Consider the following 12,389-nt stretch of genomic DNA (forward strand, 5'->3'; position numbering starts at 1 on the left):
AAGCTACGCAAATAATATGGACTGCTAAATTTTACTAAAATTCCAGTTAAAAGTTAATGCAACTAGAGTGTTTCTTCGTGATGCCCATTATTTTATAAATAAATGATAGTCATATTGCCTATACATTAAGCAAAATCAGCACTTATAGATATTTTAACAATCACTTTTTAAACTTTTAGCTGAAATCTGTTCGTAAAAAAAGGCAACTAAATGTTGCCTGATCTCAATAGTGTTTCATATTCCACCTTAGTGTACAGTGGTGGCAGATAAATATTGCTGAAGTTCTGCTCGATCGCCTGTAAATCTGAGACACCATTCGTCCTGACATGTGGTTTGATGTTGATTACTTGCAAAGCTGATATCGACCAAATAACGCTGAGAAAATTCATCTACTTTTTGGCGTAATGTGACTTTATCTCCAATGCTGAGCACGTAGTTCCCACCACCGATAATTGCTACGCCTTGTTCATCTTCTAGGAGTAGATCTGAGTGATGCATATATCCAATAACGTCCATTCGATACTCCTGTTTTCTTCTGATTATATTTTTCATTATTCATTAAAAAGATAAGTATTTCTATATTTATGATTTAGTAAGTGTGACAATTTATTAATCAATCTACTTAGGCTATTTTATTAAATTAAGATGATATTGAGTTGTTGAAGGCCTAAAAAACCGTTCCTTAGAACGGTTTGTAATCTGGCATTTCTGTATGCGGCGTCGCAATACATTTTTCAGTAAATTCTGCACGGATTTTTTCACGAGCACCTTCAACGTCAGCCTTAATTTCAGCTTCAGGTAAAGCGTAAACTTCTTCTAAAATTTCCATGATGAACTTTTTAGTGGTCTCATCTTCAATTTTAGCAGCATGTTCAACAGCTTTTTCTTTTTCAATCGCATTTTGACGATCTAGCATAATGGTTCGTGCAGCATTACCTACACTCTTACAATAGCCTTGCCACTGCTGTTCAGGGGTTAATGGTGCTTTTTCAGAACACCCCACAAGCGCAGCAATCACAGATAAAGCAAACAACTTTTTCATGAATCTCTCCTTTCAGGAGGCAATATAAAATATTGGTCATGATTTGTCATTTAAATTACCCGATCTGTACCGCATTAATCCATATCTCGCCATTTTTTAAATGAATTTATATCTAGAACAGCATGCACATCAGCACGATGTAGATGACTCATTTAGAATAAAACGACAAGCGGTGAAATGCGCGGTAGTCCTTGCTTCCAAGCAGTAAAACACCTTTGCATGCGACTATATTTCAGCCAAATAATCACTTAGATAAAGCCCTGTTTTCAAACGACTTATGTTGTCGCTCTATTGTTTTTAAAGACATTTTTATATTTGAAAATCATCTGCTGAACTCTTATTCTAAATACATCAATTGTCTTCAAACACGCCACGTTGCGTAGGAGCAAATATGTCAAAAAAACTGCCGATTTATTTTTCGGATGAAGCTTGGTCGTCTCTACAACAGCTTATGGGAAGTGACGGAAAGCCAAGTCCAACCATTAATGCCTTACTTGAGCAACAGTCTGCCGATCAGGCATTTTTCAATTCGTCCTTAAATGTTCAAGCCATTCAAAAGCAATCTCGCCTTGAAATCCCTGTGGCCTTAGAGCGCATTCCTGCTGGCCCTGCTTTTGCCAACAAGGACGTATTCGACAAAGCTTTAGACCTCAATGATTTACTGGTGATTAATCCGCTTGCAACCTTTATTGCTCATGTCGACAGTGAGTCTTTGCTTTATGCAGGTTTTGAAATTAATGATACTTTTTTGGTTGATCGCAGCCTAAAAGCCAAACACGGCGACATTGTGGTTGCCTTAATTGATAATCGTGAAATCACCTTAAAGCGCCTAATGGTGACTGAAAAAATGTCGAAAGAAGAAATCGCCAATATTTTTGGGGATGCCGACAAAGTATTGCCTGATATTTGGCTAAAGGCTGAAAATCCAGCCTATGAGCATATTATTCCCAATGATAGCGAATCTATCGTTGTGCAAGGCGTGGTGACTTTTAACTTAAAGCAACTCTATAAGCGCTCATCTCACACTTAATAATAAGAATTAAATATGAAAGCTGAAAATAAAGTATTTGCGTTGGTTGACGTAAATAACTGCTACGTTAGTTGTGAGCGTGTGTTTAACCCTAAGCTCAATCAATCCCCTGTCGTAGTTTTATCCAATAACGATGGTTGTGTCGTATCACGTAGTCAAGAAGCCAAAGATTTAGGCATCAAAATGGCCGTGCCTGTCTATCAAATACAAGATCTGATTCAACGTCATCAAGTACAGGTACTATCCAGTAATTATGCCCTTTATACGGAAATGTCGAGACGTTTTATGAATATTTTGGGCTTATTTGTCGGCCCAGAAGACCGTGAAATTTATTCTATTGATGAATGTTTTTTAGATTTAACAGCTTATCAAGATCTATTTGATTTGACTGCTTATGCAGAACAGATTAAAGAAACTGTATGGAAATGGTTAGGACTGCCCTGTTGTGTTGGTATTGGACGTTCAAAAATGGAGGCAAAGATCGCCAATCATTTAGCAAAAAAAAATGCTTATTTAAATGGGGTGTGCAATTTAATCGATATGGATCCTTGCTCGTCAGAACTTTTGCTTTCTCAAACACCCGTATCTGAGGTTTGGGGTGTCGGTCGCAATCATACGAAAGCTTTAAATCAATTGGGCATTCAACATGTTTTAGATTTAATTGAAGCACATCCGAAAAATATTCGACAAAAATTTAGTGTGGTAATGGAAAAAACTGTACGTGAATTACAAGGTATTTCCTGCATGGATATTGAACAAGATACGCCGCGCAAACAGCAAATTTTAAGCAGTCGTTCTTATGGTCAACCGGTCTATGAACTCGAGGATATTAAAGCCTCTATTCGCTTATATATTTCACGAGCAGTAACTCGCCTAAGAGAAGATCAGTCTTTATGTCGTATGGTTGGGGTCTATATTCAAACAGGTCGTTTCAATAATACTGAAAAGTATGCACCTTATACCGCCATCACCTTAAATGAACATACTGATGATTTACTGACTATTACCCAAGCTGCAACACATGCGGTGGAAAAAATATTTAAAGCGGGCTTTAAATATAAAAAAGCCGGTGTGGTGTTAATGGAGCTCATTCCCAAGCAAAGTTTCGTACCTGATCTTTTTTGCGATATGAGCCAGCGGCAAGCACGTGAAAAATTATCCAATACAGTTGGCGATATTCAAAAAAGATTTGGTCATCACTTTATTTCTCTAGGCTTGTCTCAAAACGAAGCATCGACATGGCGTATGAAACAAAATCTCTGCTCACCGGCTTACCTAAGTAATTGGAATGAACTTTTGCGCGTGAAATAAATCAAGACTATAGCTTAGTTTGTGTTGAAGTAATTCTTGGTTCAGCGGTGTATGTAATTTATTCACCGAAATGATCATTTGCTTTTGCTCAATATTTATTTAGTATTTAAATGAATATTCATTTATATCTTCCCGTATTTAAACTTATGTCCGACGCACAATTTAGCCTGAGCGAATACCTCTCTGCAGTCAAAGAAGTCATTCAATTGGCCTTTGATGATGCGGTTTGGGTCAAAGCTGAAATTCGTAATTTAAATATTAAAGGTGGGCATTATTACCTCGAACTCGCTGAAAAAGAACAAGACAGCGACAAAGTCATCGCCAGTTGCAAAGCCACAATTTGGAAATTTACGGCAGCCAAAGTTGTTGGAAAATTTGAACGTGAAAGTGGCATTGAACTCAGTCGAGACTTAAATGTCTTGGTAAAAGTACGTGCCCGCTTTGACCCGCAATATGGTTTTTCTGTCAATATTGAAGAAATCGACTCTAGTTTTACATTGGGTGATCTTGCTCGACGTTATCAACAGATTATCGAAAAACTCAGTATTGAAGGCTTAATACATAAAAATCAGCAACTACCTGCACCCTTTGATATTAATCAAGTACTGGTTATTGCTCCTGAAAATGCAGCAGGTTTAGGTGACTTCAAAAAAGATGCAGATGCGTTACAACATGCTGGGGTGTGTAACTTTGTCTATCACTCCGCAACCTTCCAAGGCAATACCGCAGCTCAGAGCATTCAAACTGCTTTGGCTCAAGCTTTAAGACAATGGGCCAACGATTACAATACAGCACCCGACTTAATTGCCATTATTCGTGGTGGTGGCGCCGTTAATGATCTTGCATATTTAAATGATTATGACTTGGCCGCCCTACTGTGTAAGCGTTCAGTACCCATTTGGGTGGGCATTGGCCATGAAAAAGACCGAACAATTTTAGATGAAATTGCGCATCGCTCTTTCGACACACCCAGTAAAGTCATAGGTGGTATTCGCAATCATATCGTTGAGCGCAGCCAAGAGGTCTTAGATGCTTTGCAAAGTATTCAACTGCATTCACAGCATCAAATCGCGCAATATCAAAGTCAAAATGATCAATTGATGCAAGTCATCAAGACATTAGCGCAAACTCAGATCAATGATGGTTCCCGTCTCATTCAACAGTTTAAAGACAACTCTGCATATTTTGCCCAATTACAGCTCAAAACAGCAGCTCAAAATATTGAAGTTTTAATGCGTGAAACCTTGCTACAAAACCCTGCACACGTACTATCCAAAGGTTATGCCATTGTAAGGCAAAACGGTAAAGCGTTACGCAGTGCGCAGCAATTGGACTCAACAACAACCGCGCCAGACATTCAAATTGAAATGCAAGACGGTTTAATCACAGCCAAAATTCAACAGATACAGGTGCCAACAGATGACTAATGAAACTTTAAGCTTTAAAGATGGCTATGAAATCTTAAAACGAAATGCTGAACAGCTTGAATCTCAACAAGAGCCAGACATTGATAATTTAATGAAAATTGTTGAAGAGTCCATGACCGCCTATAAGGCATGTAAATCACGTGTAGAAGCCGTTCAACAGGCATTGAACGACACATTTAAAGACTAATATACATGCTCAAATATAAAAAAACGCAATCCGAGGATTGCGTTTTTTTATTGCTTATATTTCTAAATTAGAAACGCCAATTGTAGAATAAATCGATTGCACGCTCTAAAGATTGACTCGCTTCTAAGTACAAGCGTTGGTTCATTTGGTAACGTAAAGTCAATTTGTTTACTGGCGTAAATACACCTACACCGTAACGAATAAACAAGTCAGGCGTGATATAACCCGTCACCGAAACTTGAGTATCATCCCCTGTTCCTTGTGCATCTAATGCTAGGCCACTTAGACCAAAAGTACGACCAATTTGATTGGTCAAAGCACGCGTACCACCCAAGCCCATACTGATACCGGCTGCAGCAATGGTATTATTTACATCAGAACGGAAACCTTCGGCTTGACTCAAGCCTGAACTACCTTCATTAATACGACCTGTAATTAACGCATTTAAAGCCTCTTGCTCAGACAAGCCTGCATCGTTATAGACTTGAATAGCAGGACTTGAAGCCGTACCAGTTACACGTACACCAACCGTACTGCCTTGCACCGATTTATTGGCATCAATATCCAGCGTAGGATTAGCCAAAGGCCCATTAAAACGTGCAATCGCACGATTAAGATCAAGACTTTGTCCATATGCTTCAATTTTTACACGCTGCGAAACACCAATTGCACCATTAGCACGCATGGCTGTTTCCAGGCCACGCTGAGTTAAATTCAAGCGACCAATGAGTGGAATACGACTATCAAAACCTTGGAAGATTACCTGATTACCAATATTGACCTGAACATCAGCACGAATATCCCATGGACGAGCGGATTTCAGGATTGCCAATTGGTCATCGCCTTCATTAACAATACGTACATCAGAAGACACACCTACAACACTCGCTGTAGCTTCAGGCATAGAAATCAATGCGCGTGGCACATCGACTTTACCTTTAAGTGTAAGTTTCTTGCTCATTGGCAAAACATCTAATGATAAATCAGGCGTAACAACAGCAGTGATTAATGGTGCTTGGCGAACCAACAAATCCGAACCACTTAAATTCAACTGAATCCGAGGCTCATTTTTCCAGTCAATATCACCCGTTAATTTACCAACACCGCGACCACTGTTAAATGCACCATCAATTGTGGCATGGTTTTGTTGTACTGCAGAATACAACTGGATATTGGTCAAGTTCACAGGCAACGAAATCATACTGATTGAGCCGTTTTTCACTCGAATTTCACCATCCATCAATGGCTGACTCAATGTTCCATTAATTTTAGCAGCATAAGATAATGTACCGCCCATCGAACGTACATCTTGAATGAATGGTTTTAAAATTTTTAATTGAACCTGATTAAAAGCCACTTCACCACGAATTGGTTTATTGGCTTTATACGGATCAATAATAATATTGGCATAGCCTGTGCCAATATCAGGTGCTTTGGTGTCTAGGCGAATTTGTAAACCATCCGCAACACTTTTTGCAATTAAACCCACTTCATCATATTTCAAAGTCGATGCTAAATATTGAGGGTCTTCCGCAGACAGCCCTAACAAACCATCACGTGTCACTAAGCGTGCATCAATTTTCGGTTTAGCACCTTGTGCCCATGATGCTTTTGCATAACCATTCACCTTACCTGTGATGGCAAGACCTTCAGGCATAAATGCAGCAAAGTCATTCAGGTCAAGGTTTTTGGTCACAAACGAAACATTACCGCGCTTTTTATTTACACGAATTGGCTGATCAAAACATAATTCACTTTGCTGACTCATCCAACAATGTGCACCAACAAATAAATCTGATTGTGCCGTGTTATAAATAATTGAAGCGTTTTGACGCTGAACCAAACGTGTCCGTAACGAGTCAAAATCACCTTTTTGGATTTGCCCTAACCAATTATTTTGTGCGTTAAAGCCACCCGCTAACTGTACATAGAAACGTGACAATTTATTTTCAGCACTAATTTTTAACAAATGTGCATTACGTGTACCTGCAAGTGAAATCTGTCCTTTCACAATCTCACGGTTATTACTACGTAAATTGTCCATGGTTGCAGTTAGTAAACTTGGTGTAGTTGCCGAGGTTGGTAACTGCCCCTGAACACGCATTTTCTTAACGCTAAATAAATTATTAAATGCAAAGTCGTCTACAGCAATATTGGCAGATGCTTGTAGTCGCGGTTGCGCTTGAACATTGAGATAACCATATGCACGACCACGTAATCCCGCATAAATTTCATAAAGTGCAGGAGCATTAATTTTAAGTTGTAGATTTTGAGCATTACCTGAGGCTTGAATTTGGTTATTGGCGTAGGCCAAAAGCAAATTATTCGCTTCAAATTGCTTCGGCATAAAGCCAGATTGGTTTGAATTAATCACCATTGCCAAGTTACCTTGACCACGTACAGGTTTGTTATTAATCATCCCTGCCAAATTCAAACGTTCGACTTGAATACGCTTTAATGCATCTGACCAAACGCCACTGGTTTTTAAATTACCAGAAAGCTCACCACGTACATTGGAAGCAAAATAATGGGGTTTGAAATGCACCAATGATGCATTGATATTCCAACCTATGGCATTTTGTAAGCTTACCTTACCGTTGGCTGCAATCTTGCCTGCAATACCATTATGACGCAGCTCAGTAATATTAATCAGCGTTGGTGTGCCTGAAACCTTAAAGTTTAAACTTCCTTTACTTGCCTCAAGTTGACTCGCGTTTAGACCACCATCATAGTTCACTGCAAAAGCCTTGAATCCACCGCCATGTTTTTCATCATGGAAAGTCAAGGCTGCCGTTGAATTACCTGTTAACTGCACAGTTTCTTTTTGCTGTGCTAAACGCCCTAACAAATTAATATCTTTTAATTGAATAATCTGCTGATTTGGTTTTGCATAACCACTGGCTTTTAACGAGCCAGTCACCTGATCGACTGGCGCAGCTTCAGCAATACTTTGTGGGTTAAATTGCTGTGCTTGCAAATTGGCTTGCCATTTTAATAAACGTTTTTCATCTGGCAATTCCACTACCGCGTTACCAGATAATTTGCCTTGATTTGCCACGTAGGTAAATGCAGGCACATTCAAGTTATTATTTTTCAAATTCAGTTTGGCTTGGTACTGACCAGCAGGGAGCATGCCCTTGTCATGACGCGATACCGAAGTTGCAACATTAATATTTTGCTGACCTTCAGTTAGAGCCAATTGTACATTACCCGAAGCACTGCTTAACCAACCTACATAAGGCACAGCACGGTCAATATTTTTCCATGACACATCCAGTTGCATTGGCTGAGCTTTATTATTTTTTTCAGGATTTTGATCAAGTTTTACATTCCACGTTTCATATTTATCAAAATCCACCAAAGCAGTCAGATGCATACCTTTTTCAAGTGTACCTTTTGACGCAATCGCGCTATCGAGGCTAACAGGTAAAAAATCCTGAATCACTTGCGGAATCAATTTGTCTTTCGGATTAATTTTATCTAAACGCCCCTGCATATCCCAAGTAACATGATCCTTCCAGCTCACCACGCCGCCAACATTGACTGCACCACCCATGACTTGACCATTCAAATTGGTAATATCCAATTGATTGACTAAGTCTGTATGCATAATTGCCGTATATTTACCTTCTGGAATATTGGCGCCGCTTAAGTCTGTATCTAGATTTAAATCTAAGCGCTCAATATCGCCCTTAAATTTTGCCACACCATTTTTAGCAAATAGCTTTTGATCAGTGAGTAAAGGTAAATGGTAATTTCTAAATTTGAGTGCCCCAAACATTGGAACATGTTGACGCATCGGATGAACCACAGCCCAACCAGTCAGCAAATCTGGCGTATGTGTTGCCACCCCCGCCTGAATTGTATCTAGCGAACCTTTAGCAACCACCTGAATATCATGAATATTAAGGCTTTCACGTAAAGACGGTAGGTTTACAGTAGCCACAGCATCCAAAGGATACTTGCCTTCAAATTTCATATTTCCTGAGGCATTACGAACAGATAAATAGCCCATATCCATACGAGTATCTTTAAACTTCAGCTCAGTACCTGACCACAATGCTTCATTAAGTTCTATATCGTAAAAATCGACACCTGAACTATGAGTTTTAATCAACATGTGATCAAGATCGGCATGATCTACACGAAGTACAAAAGGCAGTCGAATTTCACTAAATGCAAAGGGTTTATCACTTGGCGGTGTTTTGGTAATGATTTGCAGATTTTTGATATCAGCACTATTCAAATGAATTTCTTTATTAATAATCGCACGCCAACCTAATGTAATGTCAGCACGATCAATTTTGACATCCACAGGTTTCAGTGTAACCAATACATTACGCAGAATGATCCCGCGCAATAAATTACCACCCTCATATTCATAATGAATAATTTTTTGACGCTCGAGAACACGATCCAGCAGAAACTTACTGCCTTTATCTGTAGAGAACATGACCGCTAATGCAGCCACCAAAAAAATAAGCACAAACACGAAGGTCAACATGACACTTCTGAAGATACGGCGCTTCTTCGGTAGCGGTTCTACCGGCGCTTCGTTTTCTTGTTCCTGCTGTTCGTGTTCAGCCATAAAAAACCCAAATCACCTAAAAATTATAATTGTGAGCCAATAAAGAAATGTAATCGAATCGGTTTACTGTCATCTGAAAGACCGGTTGCCACATCTAAACGAATTGGACCGATTGGTGATGCCCAACGGATACCAATACCAGCACTATATGCGGTTGGCGTATTAAATTCTTTATCGTAAGCATTACCAAAGTCACTAAATACTGCAGCGCGCCAACCTTCTTTAAACTGATAGTTATATTCAAGCGAACCCGTTGCAAGGACTTGACCACCAATTTTATAGCCATTTTCTTCCGCAGCGAGACTCTTATAGTCAAAACCACGAATGGTCTGGTCACCACCAGTAAAATAACGCAAGTTATAAGGTACTTTGGCAAAATCTTCAGTCAAAATATAACCTAAATCACTACGCCCAACGAACTGATGATTATCGTTCTCCCCAAGAGAATAAATAAAGCGCCAACCTGCATTTAAAATGGCCATATCAGCATCGGAAAGTAACTTTTCGCTACCTAGTTCAACTTTATAGGTCTGCTTAATCCCTTTACTTGGATTGACACGTTTATCCGAATCAGTACGCGAAATTTCATAACCAACTAAAAGTGATTGCTGTTCATTATTGGTATTTACCAAGAATGCATCAGGAATATCATCTGCTGGATTGAGTCCATCATTCGTAATTCGGTCTAAACGATAACGCAAACCAAAGGCATGCTGCCAACTTCCTCGTGGATTTTTAATAATACGGTCTGCACCCGCTACCGCAGATTCAATTAATAAATTCACACCTTGACCGACATCATCACGTTCTTCACGCTCATAACCACCGACTAAACTAATATAGTCGTTCAGCGTATGGTTATATGGAATGTTGTAACGACCATCAATCGATTGACGAATTTTAGATACTTCCATGTTGGCATCAAAAGAATGCCCACGTTTATTCACAATAGCACGACGATATTGACCACGCACACGCACACCCGTATCCGTACCAAAACCCGCACCAATTTCAGCACTATTTAACTTATCTGCATTTAAAGTCACAATGACAGGCACTTTCTTTTCTTCACGCGCTTGAGCTTGTAAACGTTCCTGCTCAGCTTGTTTAGCATCTTGAGTGTCTTGCAAAGAACGTAATTTAGAAGATTGATCTAGATCATTCACCCCAGTAAATTGATCTTCATCAAAGACTTTTTGAGTGACTTCCTGATTCGAAGCAACTTCTTTTTTATCTTGTACCTGTAATGAACTTTCAGATAGCTTATTTTGATCGACTAAAGCTTGAATATCTGGTGGTAATTCTAAAGGTTTTTCAATAGGATCAGGACGTATTGCATCAACCAAGGTATAGTTAAAATACCGCGAGTTAGTCAAATTATTGGCCAAACCATTCACACGCCAAAAGGTATAATCCGCACCATCTTTCCATGTGACTAAGCTTTCTAAAATATCAGGATCGAGTGGAAATTCTTTTGAAGGGTCACTCATGCGGAATTCTACACCACCGAGTTTATAGCGCTCACCCGTTTCAAAGCGCATATTAATATCAGCAGTATTTTGTGGCTGCGCAACTTTTACATCGTGCAAACGCCAATATGAATCAAAATAGCCGTTATTGGTTGCCGCTTCATTAATTCGACTTTTGGTGAGTTCATAATCCCCATGATTAAGAATGTCACCTTCTTCCTGATCTGGTAATACACCAATCACCTGAAATTGTGCTTGATTAGCGCCAGGCCCACTAAATTCGATATTTTGCTCAGCAATTTGAACTGGAGCATTGGGTGTGACTAATACACGCACTTTACCGTTTGAGACTTTTTCAAACTTAAATTCAGCTTGATAAAAACCCACGGCCTGCGCAGCTTGATTGGATAAACTACGTAGCTGTGGCAAGGCAGACGGAAAATCGCTAAACGACTCTTGCGTGAAACTCGATAATTTACCCTTGATATTCGCTTTTAAATCTTCAAGCGCAGCACCATAAGCTTTGCTGGTTGTTTGACTGGTATTATGTGCCGATGTAATTTCAACATCAGCACTAATGCGTTCAACCTTTGCTGTATTGAGCTGTCTTGGTGGACGAACCTTATACAATAGTCTTTTAAAAATCCCTGGCTCTGCATCATCTTCAGGTTCAGCATTATTCAATTCATTTAAAGTATTGGCTTCTTCATTTCGAGTCGCCACAATTTCTTTATCCGAACGTATTTCGCCCATCAATTGATCAATATTGACTGGTGCTTGGTTGATCTCTAAAAGTTCTTTTTGAGTAATATCAGCAACTGTCACTTCAGTTTGCTGAGTCGAACGATATTCTTGTGCCTGACGTTTTGCTTCTTCTGCAACCTGAAAGATTTCATTTGCCATGTTTTGATCAACAGGTGTTACGGGCAAGTTTTCTAAATCTTCAAACTCAATCGGCTTAAAGGCTTCAATTGGTGTAGAGTTTTGTTGCTGTTCTTGCAACATTTTCATGCTGTCGACCGTCTCTTCAGGCTCATGCATACTTTCAATTTTTTCGATGGCTTCAGGTGTAGAAATACCCTGCTTTACAGCCTCGTTCTTGATTTCAGAGACAATCTCTGCTTTTGTGTCTGTCAGCTCAGTTGTGTTTTGTTGCGTTTGGGCGAAACTCTGCTGAGCACACAAGCTTAAAAAGATGCTCATGTACAGGCTTTTATTGCTATGATGCTGTCGTATGCAGTGTGCCATACTGTGGTGAAGCATTGTTTTTTTAAACGTGATTTTTGCAGGCATAGCAAACTCTAACAAATTTCATTATGTAATGGACTAAATCAA

General features: G+C 39.3%; 8 protein-coding genes. 4 read left to right on the forward strand and 4 right to left on the reverse strand.

Annotated features, from left to right (window positions below; translation table 11 throughout):
• Window positions 1-246 precede the first annotated feature (246 nt).
• Complete coding sequence (locus tag A9J31_RS13880) at window positions 247-516, reverse strand: hypothetical protein (RefSeq protein WP_067767201.1); 270 nt, start codon at window positions 514-516, stop codon at window positions 247-249.
• Between the two features lie 166 nt (window positions 517-682).
• Window positions 683-1,042 (reverse strand): hypothetical protein, encoded by a 360-nt coding sequence (locus A9J31_RS13885; protein ID WP_067767203.1) that lies wholly within the window; start codon window positions 1,040-1,042, stop codon window positions 683-685.
• A gap of 391 nt (window positions 1,043-1,433) precedes the next feature.
• Between A9J31_RS13885 and A9J31_RS13890 the strand changes: the two genes are divergently transcribed.
• From A9J31_RS13890 to xseB, 4 genes are all read left to right on the forward strand, one after another.
• Entirely contained in the window at window positions 1,434-2,072 is a 639-nt protein-coding gene (locus tag A9J31_RS13890; RefSeq protein WP_067767212.1) for a LexA family protein, read from the forward strand.
• 15 nt (window positions 2,073-2,087) lie between these two features.
• A complete protein-coding gene (locus A9J31_RS13895) occupies window positions 2,088-3,383 on the forward strand; it encodes a Y-family DNA polymerase (protein ID WP_067767215.1) in 1,296 nt (431 codons plus the stop codon).
• 146 nt (window positions 3,384-3,529) lie between these two features.
• A complete protein-coding gene (gene xseA / locus A9J31_RS13900; RefSeq protein ID WP_067767219.1) occupies window positions 3,530-4,810 on the forward strand; it encodes an exodeoxyribonuclease VII large subunit in 1,281 nt (426 codons plus the stop codon).
• Complete coding sequence (xseB, locus tag A9J31_RS13905; protein ID WP_067767225.1) at window positions 4,803-4,997, forward strand: exodeoxyribonuclease VII small subunit; 195 nt, start codon at window positions 4,803-4,805, stop codon at window positions 4,995-4,997. The genes xseA and xseB overlap by 8 nt, the downstream gene beginning before the upstream one ends.
• Before the next feature lie 67 nt (window positions 4,998-5,064).
• Here the strand turns inward: xseB and A9J31_RS13910 are convergent, their stop codons facing one another.
• Window positions 5,065-9,585, reverse strand: a complete 4,521-nt coding sequence (locus A9J31_RS13910) for a translocation/assembly module TamB domain-containing protein (RefSeq protein ID WP_067767228.1) — start codon at window positions 9,583-9,585, stop codon at window positions 5,065-5,067.
• Window positions 9,586-9,608: 23 nt separating this feature from the next.
• Window positions 9,609-12,347 (reverse strand): autotransporter assembly complex protein TamA, encoded by a 2,739-nt coding sequence (locus A9J31_RS13915; protein WP_067767230.1) that lies wholly within the window; start codon window positions 12,345-12,347, stop codon window positions 9,609-9,611.
• Window positions 12,348-12,389 lie beyond the last annotated feature (42 nt).

The sequence above is a fragment of the Acinetobacter gandensis genome (assembly GCF_001678755.1).
In the GTDB taxonomy this organism is placed as follows: Bacteria; Pseudomonadota; Gammaproteobacteria; order Pseudomonadales; family Moraxellaceae; genus Acinetobacter; species Acinetobacter gandensis.